Source organism: Kosakonia pseudosacchari, from assembly GCF_900184035.1.
Classification (GTDB): domain Bacteria; phylum Pseudomonadota; class Gammaproteobacteria; order Enterobacterales; family Enterobacteriaceae; genus Kosakonia; species Kosakonia pseudosacchari.
This window is the reverse complement of record NZ_FXWP01000014.1, coordinates 47,031-67,791: the sequence shown is the minus strand read 5'-3', so window position 1 is coordinate 67,791 and position 20,761 is coordinate 47,031. Positions and strand designations below refer to the sequence as shown.

At 54.5% G+C, this 20,761-nt stretch carries 18 protein-coding genes and 1 other annotated feature; of the genes, 4 read left to right on the top strand and 14 right to left on the bottom strand.

The window, feature by feature from the left end:
* Position 1: 1 nt before the first annotated feature.
* From BN2591_RS13475 to BN2591_RS13455, 5 genes are all read right to left on the bottom strand, one after another.
* The gene (locus BN2591_RS13475) at positions 2–1,111 is read right to left on the bottom strand and encodes an anaerobic sulfatase maturase (protein ID WP_159457494.1); all 1,110 of its coding nucleotides are present in this window, start codon (positions 1,109–1,111) and stop codon (positions 2–4) included.
* 10 nt (positions 1,112–1,121) lie between these two features.
* Positions 1,122–1,472, bottom strand: a complete 351-nt coding sequence (locus BN2591_RS13470; protein WP_086872239.1) for a DUF202 domain-containing protein — start codon at positions 1,470–1,472, stop codon at positions 1,122–1,124.
* Entirely contained in the window at positions 1,462–1,809 is a 348-nt protein-coding gene (locus BN2591_RS13465) for a YidH family protein (RefSeq protein ID WP_086872237.1), read from the bottom strand. Before BN2591_RS13465 ends, BN2591_RS13470 begins: the two co-directional genes overlap by 11 nt.
* Positions 1,810–1,915: 106 nt before the next feature.
* Positions 1,916–3,238, bottom strand: a complete 1,323-nt coding sequence (locus tag BN2591_RS13460) for a 6-phospho-alpha-glucosidase (RefSeq protein ID WP_086872235.1) — start codon at positions 3,236–3,238, stop codon at positions 1,916–1,918.
* Entirely contained in the window at positions 3,235–4,854 is a 1,620-nt protein-coding gene (locus BN2591_RS13455) for an alpha-glucoside-specific PTS transporter subunit IIBC (protein WP_086872233.1), read from the bottom strand. The genes BN2591_RS13460 and BN2591_RS13455 overlap by 4 nt, the downstream gene beginning before the upstream one ends.
* A gap of 219 nt (positions 4,855–5,073) precedes the next feature.
* Between BN2591_RS13455 and BN2591_RS13450 the strand changes: the two genes are divergently transcribed.
* The gene (locus BN2591_RS13450; protein ID WP_086872231.1) at positions 5,074–5,820 is read left to right on the top strand and encodes a GntR family transcriptional regulator; all 747 of its coding nucleotides are present in this window, start codon (positions 5,074–5,076) and stop codon (positions 5,818–5,820) included.
* On the opposite strand, the gene BN2591_RS13445 is transcribed toward BN2591_RS13450, so the two are convergent.
* Entirely contained in the window at positions 5,788–7,449 is a 1,662-nt protein-coding gene (locus tag BN2591_RS13445; protein WP_086872229.1) for a putative transporter, read from the bottom strand. The two genes, BN2591_RS13450 and BN2591_RS13445, sit on opposite strands and share 33 nt — an antisense overlap.
* A 288-nt stretch (positions 7,450–7,737) precedes the next feature.
* Between BN2591_RS13445 and oxlT the strand changes: the two genes are divergently transcribed.
* Positions 7,738–9,000 carry an oxalate/formate MFS antiporter gene (oxlT, locus tag BN2591_RS13440; protein WP_086872227.1) on the top strand — a complete coding sequence of 421 codons (1,263 nt, stop codon included), beginning with the start codon at positions 7,738–7,740 and terminating at the stop codon, positions 8,998–9,000.
* Positions 9,001–9,042: 42 nt separating this feature from the next.
* Here oxlT and ibpB read toward each other — a convergent pair whose 3' ends face one another.
* Positions 9,043–9,471, bottom strand: a complete 429-nt coding sequence (ibpB, locus tag BN2591_RS13435; protein ID WP_017458081.1) for a small heat shock chaperone IbpB — start codon at positions 9,469–9,471, stop codon at positions 9,043–9,045.
* Positions 9,472–9,581: 110 nt separating this feature from the next.
* Positions 9,582–9,995, bottom strand: coding sequence for a small heat shock chaperone IbpA (ibpA, locus tag BN2591_RS13430; RefSeq protein ID WP_086872226.1), 414 nt, complete (start codon positions 9,993–9,995; stop codon positions 9,582–9,584).
* Positions 9,989–10,064 (bottom strand) — a sequence feature (ROSE (Repression Of Heat Shock gene Expression) occurs in the 5'-region of heat shock genes and acts as an RNA thermometer to modulate expression.). Its footprint overlaps the gene before it by 7 nt.
* Positions 10,065–10,306: 242 nt before the next feature.
* On the opposite strand from ibpA, the gene BN2591_RS13425 reads away from it, so the two are divergent.
* Positions 10,307–10,633 (top strand): YceK/YidQ family lipoprotein, encoded by a 327-nt coding sequence (locus tag BN2591_RS13425; RefSeq protein WP_086872601.1) that lies wholly within the window; start codon positions 10,307–10,309, stop codon positions 10,631–10,633.
* A gap of 1 nt (position 10,634) precedes the next feature.
* Here the strand turns inward: BN2591_RS13425 and BN2591_RS13420 are convergent, their stop codons facing one another.
* Positions 10,635–11,861, bottom strand: a complete 1,227-nt coding sequence (locus tag BN2591_RS13420; RefSeq protein ID WP_086872223.1) for a YidR family protein — start codon at positions 11,859–11,861, stop codon at positions 10,635–10,637.
* Positions 11,862–11,985: 124 nt separating this feature from the next.
* Between BN2591_RS13420 and BN2591_RS13415 the strand changes: the two genes are divergently transcribed.
* Positions 11,986–13,074 (top strand): FAD-binding protein, encoded by a 1,089-nt coding sequence (locus tag BN2591_RS13415; protein WP_086872221.1) that lies wholly within the window; start codon positions 11,986–11,988, stop codon positions 13,072–13,074.
* A gap of 21 nt (positions 13,075–13,095) precedes the next feature.
* Here BN2591_RS13415 and yidA read toward each other — a convergent pair whose 3' ends face one another.
* From yidA to dnaA, 5 genes are all read right to left on the bottom strand, one after another.
* Entirely contained in the window at positions 13,096–13,908 is an 813-nt protein-coding gene (gene yidA / locus BN2591_RS13410) for a sugar-phosphatase (protein WP_086872219.1), read from the bottom strand.
* Between the two features lie 151 nt (positions 13,909–14,059).
* Entirely contained in the window at positions 14,060–16,474 is a 2,415-nt protein-coding gene (gyrB, locus tag BN2591_RS13405) for a DNA topoisomerase (ATP-hydrolyzing) subunit B (protein ID WP_086872217.1), read from the bottom strand.
* A gap of 28 nt (positions 16,475–16,502) precedes the next feature.
* Positions 16,503–17,576 (bottom strand): DNA replication/repair protein RecF, encoded by a 1,074-nt coding sequence (recF, locus tag BN2591_RS13400; RefSeq protein ID WP_017458074.1) that lies wholly within the window; start codon positions 17,574–17,576, stop codon positions 16,503–16,505.
* Between the two features lie 146 nt (positions 17,577–17,722).
* On the bottom strand, positions 17,723–18,823 hold the full coding sequence (dnaN, locus tag BN2591_RS13395; protein WP_065369723.1) for a DNA polymerase III subunit beta: 1,101 nt from the start codon (positions 18,821–18,823) through the stop codon (positions 17,723–17,725).
* Positions 18,824–18,827: 4 nt separating this feature from the next.
* Positions 18,828–20,225, bottom strand: a complete 1,398-nt coding sequence (dnaA, locus tag BN2591_RS13390; RefSeq protein WP_086872215.1) for a chromosomal replication initiator protein DnaA — start codon at positions 20,223–20,225, stop codon at positions 18,828–18,830.
* Positions 20,226–20,761 lie beyond the last annotated feature (536 nt).

The window sequence follows — 20,761 nt, the reverse complement described above, 5'->3', positions numbered from 1 at the left end:
TTCAGCGATGGTTGCGCATAAAAGACATCAACTCCATCGGCGAACGCCGCTGTTTAAGCAGGTCACGCATAACACGCATATGCGGCGCGGTATGGCTGAAAAAGTGCTGGTAGCCATGGCATAACGCGCTTTTTCCCTGCACAAAGCGGTGCTTCGGGCAGTCGCCCTGGCAAAAGCGCAGCACATCGCAACGGCGGCAGTCATCGGGCAGGGTACTCTTTTTGCACTGCCCAAAAGCGATAGCCTCATGGCTGAGATTCATCTCTTCGCTCGGAATGGGGCGCAAGTTGCCAGGCTGGCAGGCCTGATCGCACTGGTATCGATCGCCGTTCGCGTCCAGCGCAAAGGCGTGACCGCAGGTTTCGCCGATGGGACACATTTGCGACAGGTCACCACGCCAGACGCCGAGCGTTGAATCAAATAGCTGGACATAAACCCGGCCAATATCCTCGCGCACCCAGCCATCAAAAACTGTGGTCAGGAAACGGCCCCACGCCTCGCCGCTTACAGATTCCGCCATTAAATTTCCTTGCCGATCCTGCTCCACCAGCGGGATAAACTGCAAAAACGGCGTACCGAGCGAGCGCAGGTACTGGTATAAGCGCTGCGGCTGCTGGCTGTTGAGGTTGTTAACGATACAGAGCAGCTTGTATTCCACGCCGTGTTTCGCCAGCCGTTGAATCGCGTTGATGACGTTATGGTGTGACGGCGTGCCGCTACGGTTAACGCGGTAAGCATCATACATCTCTGCCGGACCATCAACGGAGATCGCGACCACCCAGCCGTGCTCGCGAAAGAAGCGACACCAGGCATCGTTCAGCAAAATCCCGTTAGTTTGACAGACATTTTCTATTCGTTTGCCATTGGCGAACTGCGCCTGGAACGCGGCAACCCGACGAAAAAAATCCAGCCCGCTTAGGGCGAGTTCACCACCTTGCCAGGCAAACGGCACAACACTGCCCGGCTGGGCGTCGATCTGCTGACGAATAAACGCCTGCAGCGTGGCATCATCCATGACCTTTTGTTGCTGCTTTTCAATGTAACAGCAGTAGCGGCAGTGAAGAGTGCAGCAAGAACTGGCGGGCTTGGCCATAACGTGGCAGCCTGGCATGCGGTGTTCCTCAGAAAATCAGGAGTAATTGACGGATATGCGTTACAGCAAACAGTAATGCGAGGGAGAGCACCGCGAGAGAGATCAACAATTTGTCACGAACCGCGCCAGATAAGACGAAATCACTTTTATTCACATCCATTAAGATTCGTTTATGTGTGTAACGCCAAAGCAGAAGCGACACGCAAAGCAACACGCCGAGCGAGATCCAAAACGGCAGCCCCGAATGCTGCCAGTTATGTCTGACCGCCAGCGCCATCAGCGCGCCGTAACCGAACAATGTGCGCAGCCACGCCAGCGACGTGCGCTCCGGCTGCAAACCCGGGTCTTTTTCGCGGCGTGCTTTGCGATTATCCACCATAGAAAACCAGCACCATCACCACCAGCGCAACCGCCAGCAAAATAACGCTTATCACCAGCAGCGCGCGGGTGTAGGGCAAATCTTCTTTCAGGCGCATCGCTTTTTCATTCGCCAACCAGCGCAAATAGCCATACAACGCCAGCCCGCCTGCGAAGAGGCACAGCAGCAGCGCCAGCACTTCGCGGATCAGCGGCGTGGCAAATTCCGGCGCTAACTGATCCAGACCAACGCCGGCCGCCAGAAAACCAAGCGCCGTGCGGATCCATGCAAGGAAAGTGCGTTCATTCGCCAGCGAAAAGCGGTAGTCCGGCGCTTCGCCGACGCGGGAGATTTTCATGGAGGCTCCTTGTTGCTCTACTGGTCAACAAAGTAGCGGATACGGTGAATTTTTTCGACACGTTTCACAGTAAGGACCGGCATCCTGACGATGCCGGTCGCGGGGATTAATGCAACTCAGGCCAGAAATCTTTATTAGCTTCGACTAAATCATCCAGAATGGCTTTGGCGACAGACGCACTCGGAACCGTTTTGGACAAGGTTATCGCCTGCCATAACTTCTGATAAGAGCGTTGCTCCCAGGCATCCACCACCAGTTTTTCCACGGCGACCTGCTGGCTCATCAACCCTTTCTGGAAATGCGGAATATCGCCAACTGTGAGCGGTTGCGGGCCGTTTTTACCCACCAGGCAGGGGATCTCTACCATCGCATCAGCGTCAAAGTTATGGATCGCGCCATTGTTCGGCACAATCAGCAGCATGCGCTCCTGAGTATTGAAGGCAATGGCGGTCGCCAGATCGACGATATACGACGCATGTTCGTCGATTTCCAGCTCACCTGCCGATGATTTCCCCGCTTCGATAATGGCGCGACAGGAACCAAACACCTGTTTTTCACGGTGATCCATCACTTCATTGGCGCGGGTTCGCTCAGGATTGGAATGCGCCACTACATAATCCGGGAACAAGTAATACTTCAGATAGGTGTTCGGCATGGTATCCGGGTCAAGCGCCTGCACATCTTTCGCTTTAGCGAAGGTATCGTTCCAGCTTGCTTCGGTGTGCTCATCTTTCGCCGGAGGTACATAGCCATTTTTCGCTACATATTCGCGTAATTTCGGCATTAAATCGTTGCCGTTTAAATCTTCAATCGATGTCCACCAGCCGAAGTGGTTCAGCCCGTAATAGCGCACCCGCATCTGTTTGCGATCTTGCAGACCCACAATCTGCGCCATGCGCCCTTCAATCCCGATAGGCATATCGCAGATATTGAGGATTTTAGCCTGCGGACGCAGGCGGCGCGTCGCTTCCGCCACGATAGCGGCCGGGTTGGAGTAGTTCAGCATCCAGGCGTTCGGGGAATATTTTTCCATATAGTCCACCAGCTCCAGTACGCCACCAATCGAGCGCATACCGTAGGCAATGCCGCCAGGGCCACAGGTTTCCTGGCCGACAACGCCGTGGCGCAACGGGATTTTTTCATCCTGTTCGCGCATTGGATATTTGCCGACGCGGATGTGCGCCATCACAAAGTCGACATCGGTAAAGGCCGCTTGCGGATCGGTGGTGTAGCTAAATTCGATATCGGGGGCCTGCTCCCGCAGGATGATTTTGCAGGCCTCGGCGATAGTTTCCTGGCGCGCGCCGTCATTGTCATAGAACTTTAGCTTCCGCAGCGGAAAACGTTCGCGATTAGCCAGTAACATCAACACGATACCCGGCGTAAAGGTGCTGCCGCCACCGGCAATAACAACGGAGAATTTTTTCATGATACAGCCTCTGTCATGGTAGATGGTTCGGGGGATAAAGGGGTTTTCATCAGAGATTCAAGCTGGTCGCGTACTTGCGGAACATGCAGACCGACAATCACCTGAATAGCGTTGCCGCGACGTACCACACCGTGCGCACCCAGTGCTTTAAAGACGTCATCACTTTGCGTTTTCGCCATATCGACCAGCGCGATACGCAGCCGGGTGGCGCAGTTATTCACACTTTCAATATTTGCGCTGCCACCCAGCGCCTGCAGGAAACCAGCCGCCTGTCCGAGTTGGGTATTCGCGGCCGCCGCCGTGGTTTGCCCGCGCGCGGCTTTGTAGTCGGCTTTGCTGTAGAGTTTGACTTCGCTCTCTTCCCGGCCCGGGGTTTTCAGGTTAAAGCGCACAATCAATGTGCGGAAAACCACGAAGTAGAGCGCGGTAAAGCACAGGCCAATAGCGATTTGGGTGAACACCATCGCCGCATGGTTATGGAACATCGGGATCCAGTTTTGTGGCAGGAACTGGTCGAGCAACCCACCGCCCATATTGCCGACCACACCGAAGCTGTACATCACCGTCGCCATGGACGCGGCGAGTACCGCGTGAACGGCGAACAGCAGCGGCGAGATAAACAGGAAGGTAAATTCCAGCGGTTCGGTAATGCCCACCAGTACAGCAGTGAGCGTGGCGGGGATCAACAGGCCAGCAACTTTGACGCGGTTTTCCGGCGCGGCGGTGTACCACAATGCCAGCGCGATACCGACAGAACCGAAGACTTTCGAGTTACCGTGCAGCGCAAAGCCGCCTTCCGGGAACAAAGCTTTCAGCGGCTCGGTGCTCTGGCTGAATTCCTGTAAGTGCTGCGCCCAGTAAACCTGGATCCCGCCTTCCACCGCCGCCGGACCGAAAATAAACGGACCATAGACAAAATGGTGCAACCCGGTCGGGATCAGAATGCGTTCCAGGAAGGTATAAACCCATACGCCCAGCGCACCGGCAGAGCGTAAAAAAGCCTGTAAAGATTCAATGCCCAACTGCACTTTCGGCCAGCCAAGCAGGGTTAACCACACGCAGGGGATCATCACCAGAAAGGCGATAATCACCACAAACGACGTCCCCTGGAAAATCCCCAGGAAGACCGGCAACGGCTTTTCGAAAAAGCGGTTATGAATGGCGGTGACAATCCCGGAAATCACGATCGCGCCAATAATGCTGGTATCGAGCGTTTTAATTCCGGCGATCAGCGTAAGACCGCTGCCTGCGGTCGGTTCAGCGGAGAAATCCACGCCAAAGAAGTGACCCCAGGTCATCCCCATGGCGTTGATAAAGTAGTTCCAGGTTAAAAAGCTAATCAGCACCGCGAGACAAGCGCGGCCCTGCGCTTGTTTTGCCAGGCCAATCGGTAAGCCAACGGCGAACAGCAGCGGCATATTGCGAAACACGGTCCAGCCGCCCTCTTCGATAATATGCACAATCTGCGCGAAGAGGTTATCGGGCGCGGTTAAGGCTTCGCCGACGAACAGCGGGTTGCGCAGCATAATGGCGATACCCACCACCATGCCCGCGAAGGGAAAAAGCAGCACCGGGGTAAACATTGCGCCGCCGAAACGTTGTATTTGACTGAGCATTTTTAAATCCTCATGAAACAACCTGTAGGGGAGAGGCCTTGTTATGTTTTGGTGGCCTGAAGTGAGCATATGAATTCACCTGCCAGCCGGCTGGAGACGCCGCTGCGTTCCGTGATCCCTTTCATGGTTTTATTTCGCCCCTTCAGGTCTACTTTTTGCGTTAAAAATGGACATCTTCAATGAGGCGATTCCCCTTATGAGGCGTAAAGAGGTCTACAGGTGATCTATAAATCGATTGCTGAGCGGCTGCGTCTGCGGCTGAATTCATCGGATTACAATGTTGGTAGCCCCTTGCCGGGTGAAAAAACACTGGCGCAGGAATTTGGCGTAGCGCGAATGACTATCCGAAAAGCGGTTGATCTGCTGGTGGTGTGGGGGCTGGTGGTGCGCCGTCACGGCAGCGGCACCTTTGTCGCACGCAAGGATGTGCACCACGAAACCACTAATCTTACCGGGCTGGTGGAGGTACTGCGCCAGCAGGGCAAAGAGGTGTACAGCAAAGTGTTGCTGTTTGAAGTGATGCCTGCGCCACCGGCGATTGCCAGCCAGTTACGTATCCAGATTAATGAGCGCATCTACTTTTCACGCCGGGTTCGCTATGTCGAGGGCAAACCGCTGATGCTGGAAGATAGCTATATGCCGGTGAAACTGTTCCGCACGCTCTCATTGGCGCATCTTGAAGGGTCAAAGTTTGATTACATCGAAAAAGAGTGCGGCATAACGATTAGCGGCAACTACGAAAGCCTGACGCCGGTGCTGGCGGATAAGCAACTGGCGCAAACATTGAACATCCAGGAGCAAACGCCGCTGCTGCGCATTACCTCTCTTTCCTACAGCGACAGCGGCGAGTTTCTCAACTATTCAGTGATGTTTCGTAACACCCGCGATTACCAGGTGGATTACCATTTGCGGCGTATCCACCCGGAAACGCCGTTAGCCCATTCCCCAGAAGATCACCGCCAGTAATTGCGGCGTGATAATGCGCAGAAACATTACCAGCGGGTAGACCGTGGCATAGGAGAGTGCCGCTGCGCCGCTGGTCGGGTGCAGCGCATTAGCGAAGGCCAGCGCGGGCGGATCGGTCATCGACCCGGCCAGCATGCCGCACAATGTCAGGTAGTTCATCTTCGCCAGCATCCGCGCCAGCAAACCGACGGTTATCAGCGGAACGGCGGTAATGAAAATGCCGTACCACATCCATTTCACCCCATCGCCGTGGGTCAGCGTGGCGATAAAATCCCCGCCGGATTTCAGCCCGACTACCGCCAGAAACAGCACAATACCCAGTTCCCGCAGCGCCAGGTTGGCGCTGGGCGGCATAAACCAGTACAGCTTGCCGATACTGCCGATACGCCCAAGGATCAGCGCCATTATCAGCGGCCCACCGGCCAGCCCCAATTTTAACGCTGCAGGAAAACCGGGAATAAACACCGGCACCGATCCCAATAACACGCCGAGGCCAATACCGATAAACACCGGCAGCATCTGTACTTGTTGCAGTTTATGCTGCGCATTACCGACCTCATCGGCAACGGCGTCAATCGCCGCTGGTCGTCCTACGAGGTTGAGAATATCGCCGAACTGCAGGCTGGCGTCGCTGCTGGCCACCAACTCTACCCCGGCGCGGTTAAGGCGCGAGATCACCACGTCGTAGCGCTCTTTAAAGTGCAGATCGCGGATTTTTTTCCCCAGCACCTTTTCGTTGGTGACCACCACGCGCTCAACCCGCAAATCCGTACCGCGCGTGGATAACGAGACATCGACTTCCTGACCGATGACCACTTGAGCGTTATGCAGATCTTTCGGTAAACCGACCAGATGCAGCAAGTCTCCGGCTTCAATCAGCGTGCCCGGCGAAGGCACCATCAACAACTCACCGCGTTTTAAGCGTGAGCAGATGATTTTATCGCTGTTGAGGATGGGCACGTCCTGAATCGCCATCTTGTTGAGGTTCGGGTTTTCGACACGAATATTGATGGTACGAATTAGCGATGTTCCGTTACTGAGCGTGGCGTCGTGCTTGCGCGCTTCCTCATCCACATTGACGCGAAACAGCACGCGCAGTAACCACATGCTGAGCAAAATGCCGCAGATCCCGAACGGATAGGCCATCGCGTAGCTCATACCCATTTGATCCAGTACCGGGCCAGCAATGCCCAAATCACGCAGGATTTGTTGCCCTGCGCCGAGCGCCGGGGTGTTGGTTACCGCGCCGGAGAAAATTCCCAGCACCACCGGCAGCGGAATAGCGAACAACTTATACAGAATGGCAGTGACCAGTCCGCCGAGAAGGACTATCAGAATAGCGAACAGATTCAGCCGCAGGCCGGAGACGCGTAGTGAGGCGAAGAAGCCCGGCCCGACCTGAATGCCAATGGTATAAACAAACAGGATCAGGCCGAACTCCTGCACAAATAACAGCATTGGGCTGCTTAACGGAATGCCCAGTTGATCAACAAAGTGGCCGACGATTATCCCACCGAACAGCACACCACCGATGCCAAACCCGATGCCGCGAATCTTCAGATTACCTATCCATAACCCGACGACAGCAACGAGTGCCAGAACGCTTACGGTTAACGCGATATCACTCATGATCTTTTCCCTGTACATGATGACTACAGGAATATTGGCAGAAGCGGTAATAACTGTATGGGTGATGCTGCACAAAGTGCAGGGATTTTCTCTGCTTCGTGATGTGGCGAAAATTGCACCAGCAAACGACGCTTGCCCCGAATCAAAGCAGCGTTATCCGCCTGTCTCTCCGCGTCAGGATGGGTTCAAACCCTATGCTTGCTAAGCATCTGCGTAATTCCAGCCGCAACAACAAGTTATGGCATGGTTAATGCAAAAGAGCACTTTTGTTAACAACAGGGTGGCAGAATGACAAATACAACATTGACCAATGTGGTGGTAGCAAGCCCGAAAAAGTGGATGCAACTGGCGCTGGGCCTGTTGTGCATGGTTTCCATTTCCAGCCCGCAGTATGTCTGGGCGCTGCTGACGCGACCGTTTATGGAAAAACTGCACGTGCCGCTGGCGGAAATCCAGCTCACCTTTTCGTTGCTGATTATTCTGCAAACCTTCTTCTCCCCCTTTCAGGGACGGTTAATTGATAAGTTTGGCCCACGGCGGCTGATTGCCATCGGTACGGTATTGAGCGGCGTAAGCTGGATGCTGACCGCCACCATCAGCAGCCTGACGGAACTCTATCTCTATTACGGCGTACTGGGCGGCCTTGGCACCGGCATTGTTTATATCGGCGTGGTTGGCCTGATGGTGCGATGGTTCCCGGAAAAACGCGGATTTGCCACAGGGATGGTGGCGGCGGGCTACGGTATGGGCGCGATACTGACGACCTTTCCGGTGACGCAATCGCTGGCCGCCAAAGGGCTGGAGAATACGCTGTGGCAATTTGGCCTGCTGATGGCGGTAATCGGGTTTATCGCCAGTCAGGGGCTGCGGGCGCCGCACAGCATCCCTACAGAGGAGGTCACCAGCAACCTGAAGATGAGCGATAAAAGCTTCGCGCCGAAAGAGATGCTGCGTAAACCGCTCTTTTGGCTGATGTTTGCGATGATGACCATGATGTCTACCTCGGGCCTGATGGTGACGTCGCAGATGGCTATTTTCGCTGAGGATTTCGGCATCACCGCCGTCACGGTAATGGGCATGGCGGCGCTGCCGCTGGCAATGACCATCGACCGTTTTATGAATGGCTTAACGCGCCCGGTGTGCGGGTATATTTCGGATCGGATTGGCCGAGAAAACATGATGTTTATCGCCTTTGGTCTGGAAGGCTGCGCCATGGCGCTGTGGTTGCTATGCAAAGACGATCCGCTGCTGTTTGTTCTGCTTTCCGGGGTGGTCTTTTTCGGCTGGGGCGAGATTTTCTCCCTGTTTCCCGCCACGCTCACCGACACCTTCGGCACGCAGCATGCCACCGCGAATTACGGCTGGCTCTATATTTCTCAGGGGATTGGTTCGATTTTCGGCGGCCCGCTGGCGGCACTGCTATACCAACAAACCGGCAGCTGGAATCTGGTGTTTGGCTGCGCCATTACGCTGGATATCCTCTGCGCGTTGCTGGCCTTCTTTGTGCTGAAACCCTGGCGTCACCGCTTCTTGCAGAGCGTGCTGGCATAAACAAAAAAGGCTCCGCGTGCGGAGCCTTTGCGTTATTGACCGTTAGCTGTTTAACGCCGGGCGATTGCTGATGGCAATGCGCTGTGGCGCGGCGCTTTCCGGCACGTTACGCAGTAGATCGATATGCAGCAGGCCGTTGGTGAACGTCGCGCCAGAGACTTCCATATAGTCGGCGAGCGTAAAGCTCAGACTAAACGGCTGGATCACCAGCCCCTGATGCAGCCACTTCGGCTCGTTGGCCGGTTTTTCCGGGGTGCCTTTTACGGTTAAACGCCCATTTTCCAGCTGGATATCCAGCTCTTCCTGGCGGAAACCAGCCAGCGCGAGGGTAATGCGGTAGTGGTTATCATCGCCCTTTTCAATGTTGTAGGGCGGAAATGCTTGCTGCTCACTGGTGCTTTGCAGGGCGTTGGCCAGTTTGTCGAAGCCGATCCATTGACGCAGCAGTGGGGATAAATCGTAGTTACGCATTGTGTTTCTCCTTCTAAGAAGCGAGTGAATACCTGCGAGCGCGTAAGCTCACATATGCTCCCTGTCGGCGAGCATGTTTGGGATGGGTCGCAAGCGGCGACCCGGCATAATTAGTTAATTTCGATACGACGCGGTTTTTTCTCTTCCGGGATCACGCGTTCTAAATCGATATACAGCAGGCCGTTGACCAGATTGGCACCTTTAACATGGATATTTTCCGCCAACTGGAATTTGCGCTCGAAGTTGCGTTCGGCGATGCCTTGATAGAGGTAAGTACGCTCTTTTTGTTCGTCGGTATGGGAACCTTTCACCACCAGCAGGTTGTCCTGGGCGGTGATTTCCAGCTCGCTTTCAGCGAAACCGGCCACAGCAATAGCGATGCGATAGTGGTTTTCATCCACTAACTCGACGTTGTACGGAGGGTAACCGCCATTGCTCTGGTTCTGGTTGTTTTCCAGCAGGTTAAACAGACGGTCAAAACCAATGGCTGAACGATAAAGCGGGGAAAGATCGAAGTTACGCATAGTTAAAGCTCCTGAAATCAGCGAGATTTTTATGCCTTCCACCATGGACAGGCAACGAAAGTAGCCGAACACCCTTCCGGCATGTTCCCGGGCTACATTCCTAAAATGTGGCTGAAGGCGAGCTTTTCAAGCCCGGAATTCGGACTTTTTTTTGCACTTTCTGGCACAACGCATAGACTGGGGTGACAGCACAAATGGTTAAAGTGCGAATGCCGCCACAGAGCGGAGCTCGAATGCTGTCGCTTTCTCGTTCGGGAGGCTATAACCCCCTGGATAGCATTCAAACGATAAACAACGATGACAAATCGAAAATGAAAACGATTCTGATAGTTTCTGCATTGCTGAGCGGGATGGTGTTGTCGGGATGTTCAAGCGTGATGTCGCATACGGGCGGCAAAGAGGGGACGTATCCCGGCACCCGCGCCAGTTCGGCGATGCTGTCTGATGATGACACCGGCATAGGCACGAAATCACTGGTAGTACTGGATATGCCCTTTACCGCCATTCTGGATACGTTACTGCTACCGTGGGATCTTTTCCGCCGCGATAGCTCTCTCAAATCACGGGTGGAGCAGAGCGAGAAAGCCACGCTTGCGACCGATTCGGTGATCCCTCCCGCTCCCATGCCGGTGCATTAAATTACCAGCCGGTTTCCGTCATCCACAGCTGGCGGAAGCCGTCTACATCTTCCATCCAGGCAATCTGCTTACCGTCTGGTGAAAACACCACTGCATCTGCCGACGGCGGGTTTGCATGATCGGCGCTCAAAAAGGTGATATCGCCATGCTGCGCATCGCACAGCGCGAGACGATTTTCCAGCACAAAGCCCAGCGCCTCGCCGGAAGGATGCCAGTTAAAAGCTGACTGAATTCCATGTGCCGTATGCGTTAACTGGCGCGGTTCGCCGCCTTCCGGGCTTATCAGCCACAATTGCACAATGCCATCATCGTCGCGCATCAGAAAGGCGATTACCGTAGCTTGCGGATTGCTGCGCACCCAGTGACGCGGCACATTCACCAATCCTGGATAGCGGCGGTGATGAGTAAAAGTCAGGCGTTTTTGCCTCACGCCTTTTGGCGGCGCGGGCAGAGTTTGTTCGCTACCCGCCAGCGGCGCATCACCCGGTGTTTTCCAGCCCTGCTCATCGCCGGGAAGCGCAACAATAAACAGCTCAGGCACTTTTTCACCGCTGTGCGACAAGGTATCGCCGATAAACGCCAGGCGCTGGTTGCCCACCCACCCCTCTTCATACGCGCGGTTGATCTCATCGCTACCCGGTTGCGGTGTCGGCGTCGTGCGGCTGACCAAAACACTCCAGTGGCTTCCGCCATATTCGCGTGGATGCGTACAAGGCGGGGTCACCGGGCCAAACGGTGCCGCAACGCCGACATTGCGTAAATCCAGAGCCGGATCGCGCTCGTGCAATACATGGTCGTTATAGGTGAAGCTCACGAATTCGCCATTCGGACTGAACACATGTACATGGGTACCGCCGCGCAACGCACCGGGCGTGTAAGGCGTGGTAATGTCCAGCGCATCAAGATTACGGGCGATACCGTTTGCCGACACCACGCCGCGCCGATGGTGAAAATCATACTGCCAGCTGGCGTCCGGGTTTTCCGGACCGTGGATAAAAACATACTCTTGCGCTGTTGGGTTGACCGTCACGACGCCGACATGCGCACCGTTTGTGGCGGTATACAGCACCTCAACCTCACCGTTGCGCACATTGACCCGCTCAATGGTTTTGCCGGTAAACGATGCGCCAGAAGGGCGAACATCAAAAACCAGCCACTGGCTGTCCGCAGTCCAGGTGTTGATATTGGTAAGTTGATGATTGCGCGGAGCAAAGGTGAGCTGTTTCATGAAAAGACCCTGCAGTCATAATGTCGCTTCAGGGTATAGCAATGCGCGGGATTCGCCTACTCTGCACTTCATGGTCACTTCACAGACACGGTTTAGCCTTCCTCGCTCAATACAGGAGGAAATGATGCAGCATTTTGATGTGGCAATAATCGGTCTGGGGCCAGCAGGCGCGGCGCTGGCGAGACAATTAGCAGGAAACCTGAGCGTTATCGCGCTGGATAAAAAGCAGCAGCAGGGTACGCGCGGCGTTAAGAAACCTTGCGGTGGGTTGCTGGCGCCCGATGCGCAGCGGGCGTTTATTCGTGCAGGCATCACGCTGCCCGTGCAAGTGATGGCCGATCCGCAGATTTTTAGCGTGCGTACGGTCGATGTGCAAAGTGGCATTACGCGAAACTATCAGCGCAGCTACCTGAATATCGATCGCCATGCGTTTGATTTGTGGATGAAGTCCTTGATCCCAGCGTCGGTTAACGTTCATCACGATGCTTTGTGTCGCAAAATCTGGCGTGAAAACGATCTCTGGCACCTGACCTTTTGCGCCGAAGGCGCGGAGTCTACCGTGACGTGTCGTTATCTGGTGGGCGCAGACGGTGCAAATTCGATGGTGCGGCGGGCGCTCTACCCGGCGCATGACATTCGTAAATACGTCGCGCTGCAACAGTGGTTTAAAGACCAGCACCCGCAGCCGTTCTACTCCTGCGTTTTTGATAACGCGACCACCGATTGTTACGCGTGGAGCATCAGCAAAGAGGGTTACTTTATTTTTGGCGGCGCGTTTGCGTTGAAAAACAGCCGTGAAAATTTTGAGGCGCTGAAAAGGCGGCTGGAAGCGTTCGGCTTTCGCTTCGGCGAAGTGGTGAAAAGTGAGAAATGCACCGTTCTGTGCCCGTCGCGCTGGGGCGATTTTGTCTGTGGGGAAGAGAATGCGTTTTTGATTGGTGAAGCGGCCGGTTTTATCAGCGCCAGCTCGCTTGAAGGCATCAGCTATGCGCTGGATAGCGCCGAAATACTCAGCGGCGTGCTTTGCAATCCGCCGGATAATGCGAATAAGGTCTATCGCCGCAAGACGCGGGGATTACGCGTAAAACTGCTGGGAAAAATCATTAAAAATCGCGTTCTGACCACACCCTGGTTACGCAATGTGATCATGCAAAGCGGCGTTGCACATATCCCGCTGACCGCAGAAAAACCAACAACAACGGCAAGGGCGTAGCGCCCTTGCCCATGTTACGGCTTAGATCAGCGCAAATTTCTCGATCGCGTAGGCAACGCCGTCTTCCAGGTTCGATTTGGTGACGAAATTCGCCGCCTCTTTCACCGCCGGGATGGCGTTATCCATCGCCACGCCAACGCCCGCGTATTCAATCATCGCGATGTCGTTTTCCTGATCGCCAATCGCCATAATCTCCACTTGTTTGATATTCAGCGCATCGGCCAGCGATTTAACGCCGGTGCCTTTGTTTACGCGTTTATCGAGGATTTCAAGGAAGTACGGCGCGCTTTTCAGCACGGTATATTTCTCTTTCACTTCCTGAGGAATACGGGCAATGGCCTGATCAAGAATGGTTGGCTCATCAATCATCATCACTTTCAGCAACTGGATTGCCGGATCCATTTTCTCCGCTTCGCAGAACACCAGCGGAATGGTAGCGACATAAGATTCGTGCACGGTGTAGTAGCTGATGTCGCGGTTAGCAGTGTAAAGCGTGTTGCGATCCAGCGCGTGAAAGTGGGAACCCACTTCGCGGGAGAGTTTTTCCAGATAGCGATAATCATCATAGCTCAGCGCAGTTTGCGCGACAGTGCTGCCATCGCTGGCATTCTGTACCAGTGCGCCGTTATAGGTAATGCAATAATCCCCTTCCCGTTCCATATGCAGCTCTTTCATGTAGCTGTGTACGCCCGCGTAAGGCCGTCCGGTGGTCAGCACCACGTTAATACCGCGTTCGCGCGCAGCGGCGATCGCGTTTTTAACGGCGGGAGAGATGGTGTGGTCCGGCAGCAGCAGCGTGCCGTCCATATCGATTGCAATAAGTTTGATAGCCATGAGATCCCCAGATGAGATATTTCCAGGCTCATGCTAACGCGATTCCGCTCAAAAAACAGCACGGAGATGGCGGGAAAAGGGGGATAGAAACGGGGCGGGAAGTGCCTCTTTTAAATTTTCCCCTCTCCGGATGGAGAGGGGAAACAGCGGATCAGATATCGATATTCGCCGCTTTGAGGGCGTTCTCTTCGATAAAGGCGCGGCGCGGTTCAACCGCATCGCCCATCAGCGTGGTGAACAGCTGGTCTGCGGCAATCGCGTCTTTGACGGTCACGCGCAGCATGCGGCGGCTGTCCGGATCCATAGTGGTTTCCCACAGCTGATCCGGGTTCATTTCGCCCAGACCTTTATAACGCTGGATAGCGAGACCACGGCGGGACTCTTTCACCAGCCAGTCCAGCGCCTGCTCGAAGCTGGCAACCGGCTGACGGCGCTCGCCGCGTTCAATAAAGGCGTCTTCTTCAATCAGACCACGCAGTTTTTCACCCAACGCGCAGAGACGACGGTATTCGCCACCGATAACAAACTCGTTATCCAGCGGATAATCCGTGTCAACGCCATGCGTACGCACGCGAATAATCGGCTCGAAGTGGTTCAGCTCGCTATTAACACGCACATCGTACTTCCACTGGCTACCGTGCTGCTCTTTTTCGTTGAGCTCGGTGACCAGGGCATTAACCCAGCGCGTCACTTTCTGTTCGTCGGAAAGGTCAGCTTCGGCCAGTGTCGGTTGATACACCAGCTCTTTCAACAGCGCGCGCGGGAAACGGCGCTCCATGCGACCAATCATTTTCTGCACCGCGTTGTACTCAGCGACCAGTTTTTCCAGCGGCTCACCGGCTAATGCCGGCGCACTGGCGTTGGTATGCAGGGTGGCACCATCAAGCGCGATTGCGATCTGGTACTGATCCATCGCTTCATCATCTTTGATGTACTGCTCCTGCTTGCCTTTTTTCACTTTGTACAGCGGCGGCTGCGCAATGTAGACATGGCCGCGCTCAACGATTTCCGGCATCTGACGATAGAAGAAGGTCAGCAGCAGCGTACGGATGTGCGAACCATCGACGTCCGCATCGGTCATGATAATGATGCTGTGGTAACGCAGTTTATCCGGGTTGTACTCATCACGGCCGATGCCGCAGCCCAGCGCAGTGATAAGCGTCGCCACTTCCTGCGAAGAGAGCATCTTGTCGAAACGCGCTTTCTCAACGTTGAGGATTTTACCTTTCAGCGGCAGAATCGCCTGGTTTTTACGGTTACGGCCCTGCTTCGCAGAACCGCCCGCGGAGTCCCCTTCCACCAGGTAGAGTTCAGACAGCGCCGGGTCGCGCTCCTGGCAATCTGCCAGTTTGCCTGGCAGACCGGCAAGATCCAGCGCGCCTTTACGGCGGGTCATTTCACGTGCTTTACGCGCCGCTTCACGCGCACGCGCCGCGTCGATAATTTTGCCCACCACGATTTTCGCGTCGGACGGGTTTTCCAGCAGATATTCACTGAGCAGTTCGTTCATCTGCTGTTCTACCGCCGATTTCACCTCAGAAGAGACCAGTTTATCTTTGGTCTGCGAGGAAAATTTCGGATCCGGCACTTTCACAGAGACGACCGCAATCAGGCCTTCACGGGCATCATCGCCGGTGGCGCTGACTTTAGCTTTCTTGCTGTAGCCCTCTTTATCCATGTAGGCGTTCAGCGTACGGGTCATCGCCGCGCGGAAACCTGCAAGGTGAGTACCGCCATCGCGCTGCGGAATGTTGTTAGTAAAGCAGTAGATGTTTTCCTGGAAACCATCATTCCACTGCAGCGCAACTTCAACGCCAATACCGTCTTTTTCGGTGGAGAAGTAGAAGATATTCGGGTGGATCGGCGTTTTGTTCTTGTTGAGATATTCAACAAACGCCTTGATGCCGCCTTCATAGTGGAAGTGATCTTCTTTGCCGTCGCGCTTATCACGCAGGCGGATAGACACACCAGAGTTCAGGAATGACAGCTCACGCAGGCGCTTCGCCAGAATCTCATATTCGAATTCAGTCACGTTGGTGAAGGTTTCATAGCTCGGCCAGAAACGCACCATCGTCCCGGTTTTTTCGGTGTCACCGGTAACTGCCAGCGGTGCCTGCGGAACGCCGTGCTCATAAATCTGACGGTGAACTTTGTTATCGCGCTGGATAACCAGTTCCAGCTTCTGCGACAGGGCGTTAACCACGGAAACACCCACGCCGTGCAGACCGCCGGAAACTTTATAGGAGTTATCGTCAAACTTACCGCCTGCGTGCAGAACGGTCATGATCACTTCCGCAGCGGAAACCCCCTCTTCCGGGTGAATACCGGTCGGAATACCACGGCCATCATCCTGTACGGAGACAGAGTTATCGCTGTGGATGGTAACGATAATGTCTTTACAGTACCCTGCGAGCGCTTCGTCGATAGCGTTATCTACCACCTCGAATACCATGTGGTGCAGACCGGTGCCGTCATCCGTATCGCCGATATACATACCCGGGCGCTTACGCACCGCATCCAGCCCTTTCAGGACTTTGATACTGGAGGAGTCATAAGAATTCGACATCAACGTTTCTCGCTCATTTAATCTTGGGTTAATCCGTTATTTTACCCTTTTCCACGGTGAACATCTTCGAATTTTTGTCCGACATGTCCATCACGTGATCAGCGCTGATAGCGCTGACGAAAACCTGTGACTGCGTAGCTTTTAAGCGGCTGGCTAACAGCCCGCGCTTCGCGTCATCCAGTTCTGAGGCAAAATCATCTATCAGGTATAAACAGCGTCGTCCGCTCTCGCGCGTTAAAAACTCGCCCTGCGCCAGACGCAGCGCGCACATCAGGAGTTTTAGCTGCCCGCGCGACAGCGTATCTTCTACCGGCGCGCCGTCCGCACGAATGCGGAAATCCGCCTTGTGCGGGCCGTGCGCGGTGTAGGTCAGCATGCGGTCGCGCTCAAAATTGCGCTCCAGCACGTCACCGTAGTCCGTCTCCTTCTCCCAGCCGCGCTGAAAAGAGAACGTCAGGGAAAACTCCGGCAAAAATTGTTGGCAGGTATCCGCCATATCTTCAGCGATAGCGGTGCTGTACTCCGCACGCCAGCGACTGATTTGCTCAGCCAGCGGGATAAGTTCTTTGTCCCACGGACGAAGCTGCGCGTAGTGGCTCACCTGGCGCAACGCGGCGTTACGCTGTTTCAGCAGACGTTTGAGATTGCTCCAGGCGGTGAAAAAACCGGTTTCGTTGTGAAAGCATCCCCAGTCGAGGAACGCTCTTCGGTATTTGGGGCCGCCGTTGAGTAAAGTAAACCCCTCCGGCGTGATCAGCTGCATCGGCATCAGCAGCGCCAGCTCCGCGACTTTGTGACCGTCGGTGCCGTCAATGCGCACCTTGCTGTCGCCGAGCTTGTCTTTGGTCAGGCCAATCGCCGTTTCCCGCTCTTCGCCCTGTAAACGCCCGTGCAGAACAAAAGACTCCTGCTCATGACGGATCACACGGCCGATTTGCAAACTGCGAAACGCCCGCCCATGGCCGAGCGTATAGATCGCTTCCAGAACGCTGGTTTTGCCGCTGCCGTTGGCACCGACCAGAAAATTAAAGCCAGGGGAGAGCGCGAGATCCGCATTCTCGATATTACGAAAATCTTTAATAAGAAGGCGGGTCAGTGACATAGTTCAGAGCATCAGTCCAGGGGCGTGAGTGTCGCAGCAAGTTCGTCTACCGCCAGCGCACAAAAAGCGGAGCGTACACGAAGTACGTGAGCATTTCGAGCACTGCCGGAAGGCGAAATGGCAAGTAAACCAGCCCCTTTTTATCACTACAAACGCATGGGCATGACAACATAGGCTGCGCTTTGACTCGCCGCATCCTCAATCTGCACACTGGAAACCGAATCCGTCAGCAGAATGCGCACATTTTCACATTTCAGCGCATTCAGTACGTCCAGCACATAGCTGACGTTAAAGCCGATTTCCATTTCGCTCCCGCCATAGGTGACGTCGAGAAACTCTTCCGCTTCTTCCTGCTCCGGGTTGTTGGCAGTGATTTTGATTTGGTTCTCACTGACATACAGACGCACACCGCGGAATTTCTCGTTAGAGAGGATCGCCGCGCGGGCAAATGCCTGTTTCAGCGAATCACAGCCCGCTTCGAGGGTTTTGTCCGGGTTTTTCGGCAATACGCGACGATAATCCGGGAAACGGCCATCAACCAGCTTGGAGGTAAAAATAAAATCGCCAACGTGCGCACGGATGTTATTGCTGCCGATCTGCACGCGCAGCGGCGTATCACCGCCGTCGAGCATACGCATCAGTTCAATCACCCCTTTACGCGGCACGATCACCGAATGGTTCGGCAGCGCCTGACCAATCGGCATTGAACAGACCGCCAGCCGGTGGCCATCGGTCGCAACGGTACGCAACTCTTCACCTTCGGTTTCAAACAGCATGCCGTTTAAGTAGTAACGCACATCCTGATGCGCCATCGAAAACTGTGTCGCTTCAATCAGTCGTTTCATGGTGGCCTGCGGCAGCGTGAACTCCACTTCGCTTTGCCAGTCGTCCAGATTCGGGAAATCCGCAGCAGGCAGAGTAGAAAGCGAGAAACGGCTGCGCCCGGAACGGATCAGCATACGCTCGCCTTCCAGCTGCACGGCAATTTCTGCGCCTTCCGGCAGACCGCGACAGATGTCGAAGAATTTACGCGCCGGTACGGTGGTCGCTCCCTGTTCATGCGGCTGGACTAACGCCAGGCGCGCCACCATCTCCATTTCGAGATCGGTGCCGGTCAGCGACAACGCGCCTTCAGTCACCTGCAGCAGCAGATTACCAAGAATAGGCAACGTCGGACGTCCGCCCAGCGGGCCGCTTACCTGTTGCAGCGGCTTTAATAAGTGTTCACGTTCAACGGTAAATTTCATAGCGTCACGAAGATAATGTTCTGATTAAATTGGAAAAATCTTCTTTGATATCATGGCTTTCTTCACGCAACTGCTCAATCTTACGGCAGGCGTGCAGCACGGTAGTATGGTCGCGACCACCAAATGCATCGCCGATTTCCGGCAAGCTGTGGTTGGTCAACTCCTTTGCCAGCGCCATCGCCATCTGACGCGGGCGGGCTACCGAACGGGACCGACGCTTCGACAGCAGATCCGCTACCTTGATCTTGTAATACTCCGCCACCGTCTTTTGAATATTGTCGATGGTGACCAGTTTTTCCTGCAACGCCAGCAAATCGCGCAGCGCCTCACGGACAAAATCGATAGTAATCGCACGACCAGTAAAATTGGCGTTGGCGATAACGCGGTTCAGCGCCCCTTCCAGCTCACGCACGTTAGAGCGCAGGCGCTTAGCAATAAAGAAGGCGACTTCACCCGGCAGACGAATATCGTTTTCGTCTGCCTTTTTCATCAGGATCGCTACGCGTGTTTCCAGCTCCGGCGGCTCGATCGCCACCGTTAACCCCCAACCGAAGCGGGATTTCAGACGATCCTCAACCCCGTTGATCTCTTTTGGATAACGATCCGACGTCAAAATGATCTGCTGATTACCTTCAAGCAAGGCGTTGAAGGTGTGGAAAAACTCTTCCTGGGATCGTTCTTTATTGGCAAAGAATTGAATATCGTCGATCAGCAGGGCGTCAACAGAGCGGTAGTAGCGTTTAAACTCTTCGATCGCATTGTTTTGCAGGGCTTTTACCATGTCCTGGACAAAACGCTCGGAGTGCATATACACCACTTTAGCGTTGGGCTTGCGCGCCACAATGCCGTTACCCACAGCATGCAACAAGTGCGTTTTACCGAGACCGGTTCCGCCATATAAAAACAACGGGTTATACGCACCACCGGGGTTATCCGCTACCTGGCGAGCCGCCGCGCGAGCCAGCTGGTTAGACTTACCTTCCACGAAGTTATCAAAGGTATGTTTCACGTTAACGTTTGAGCGGTAGGTTGGTTCCGCCGGAGCCGGGACATTATCCCAACCAGAGCGAGCTGCAGGTGCCGCACGCTGCACAACCACTTGCGCCGCCTGCGCGGGCGCAGCGACAACGGCAGGTTCTTTCAGGGTCTGATTAACCGGGCGGGTACCCACTTCAAAACGCAGTTGCGGAACATCCGTACCGCAGAAATCGTTCAGCAGCCCATTGATATTATTAAGGTATTTGTCCCTAACCCAGTCGAGGACAAAACGGTTTGGCGCATACAAAGCCAGCGTGTTATCGCTCAGTTCCGCCTGCAATGGGCGTATCCACATACTGAATTCTGTGGCTGGTAACTCATCCTGCAATCGGGCAAGACACTGCTGCCAAAGCGAAAGTGACACGGCGGACTCCACTCGAACGAAAATCGATAAATAGTAAAGACAGAAACATTAATGTTTTTTGACACACGTCGATAAGACCCAACCGGGTGACGTGCGAACCGCTATTTACGGTTTTTTGCCCTGCTCACGATCCTGGATCGCGATCGGGACCGCGGATCATAGCGTAAACCGCAGCAGAGATCTTGTGTTTCTCACAGATTCTTCACTATTTATCCACAGGGCGATTCAGAATCGGGTAAGTGTAAACGATCCAACCGAACGTGCGAGACGATTTACGCCGCATATTGGAAAATTTAATGAGTAACGCCGATTTATTGCTTAAACGATCTAATGAAGATCCTGGAGGATCCTTGCGCTTTGCTGTTGGCTCCGTATAATTCTGCCCCCGGCGCGTCTTGCTCTTCTTCGGGCGTCGAATGCTGCTTATTTTTTGCGCGGATCTGTGCAAAAATAGGAGCGCAATAAGGAAAGAGAATTGACTCCGGAGTGTACAATTATTACAATCCGGCCTCTTTAATTACCCATGGCTTGCGCGC

Bases quoted from the DNA above. Each gene is read 5' to 3' on its own strand.
- gyrB (WP_086872217.1), bottom strand. From the start codon at position 16,474: ATGTCGAATTCTTATGACTCCTCCAGTATCAAAGTCCTGAAAGGGCTG.
- ibpB (WP_017458081.1), bottom strand. From the start codon at position 9,471: ATGCGTAACTACGATTTATCCCCACTGCTGCGTCAATGGATCGGCTTC.
- BN2591_RS13455 (WP_086872233.1), bottom strand. From the start codon at position 4,854: ATGCTCAGTCAAATACAACGTTTCGGCGGCGCAATGTTTACCCCGGTG.
- BN2591_RS13460 (WP_086872235.1), bottom strand. From the start codon at position 3,238: ATGAAAAAATTCTCCGTTGTTATTGCCGGTGGCGGCAGCACCTTTACG.
- BN2591_RS13470 (WP_086872239.1), bottom strand. From the start codon at position 1,472: ATGGTGGATAATCGCAAAGCACGCCGCGAAAAAGACCCGGGTTTGCAG.
- BN2591_RS13415 (WP_086872221.1), top strand. From the start codon at position 11,986: ATGCAGCATTTTGATGTGGCAATAATCGGTCTGGGGCCAGCAGGCGCG.
- oxlT (WP_086872227.1), top strand. From the start codon at position 7,738: ATGACAAATACAACATTGACCAATGTGGTGGTAGCAAGCCCGAAAAAG.
- BN2591_RS13475 (WP_159457494.1), bottom strand. From the start codon at position 1,111: ATGCCAGGCTGCCACGTTATGGCCAAGCCCGCCAGTTCTTGCTGCACT.
- yidA (WP_086872219.1), bottom strand. From the start codon at position 13,908: ATGGCTATCAAACTTATTGCAATCGATATGGACGGCACGCTGCTGCTG.
- BN2591_RS13465 (WP_086872237.1), bottom strand. From the start codon at position 1,809: ATGAAAATCTCCCGCGTCGGCGAAGCGCCGGACTACCGCTTTTCGCTG.
- BN2591_RS13425 (WP_086872601.1), top strand. From the start codon at position 10,307: ATGAAAACGATTCTGATAGTTTCTGCATTGCTGAGCGGGATGGTGTTG.
- dnaN (WP_065369723.1), bottom strand. From the start codon at position 18,823: ATGAAATTTACCGTTGAACGTGAACACTTATTAAAGCCGCTGCAACAG.
- ibpA (WP_086872226.1), bottom strand. From the start codon at position 9,995: ATGCGTAACTTCGATCTTTCCCCGCTTTATCGTTCAGCCATTGGTTTT.
- BN2591_RS13445 (WP_086872229.1), bottom strand. From the start codon at position 7,449: ATGAGTGATATCGCGTTAACCGTAAGCGTTCTGGCACTCGTTGCTGTC.
- BN2591_RS13420 (WP_086872223.1), bottom strand. From the start codon at position 11,861: ATGAAACAGCTCACCTTTGCTCCGCGCAATCATCAACTTACCAATATC.
- recF (WP_017458074.1), bottom strand. From the start codon at position 17,576: ATGTCACTGACCCGCCTTCTTATTAAAGATTTTCGTAATATCGAGAAT.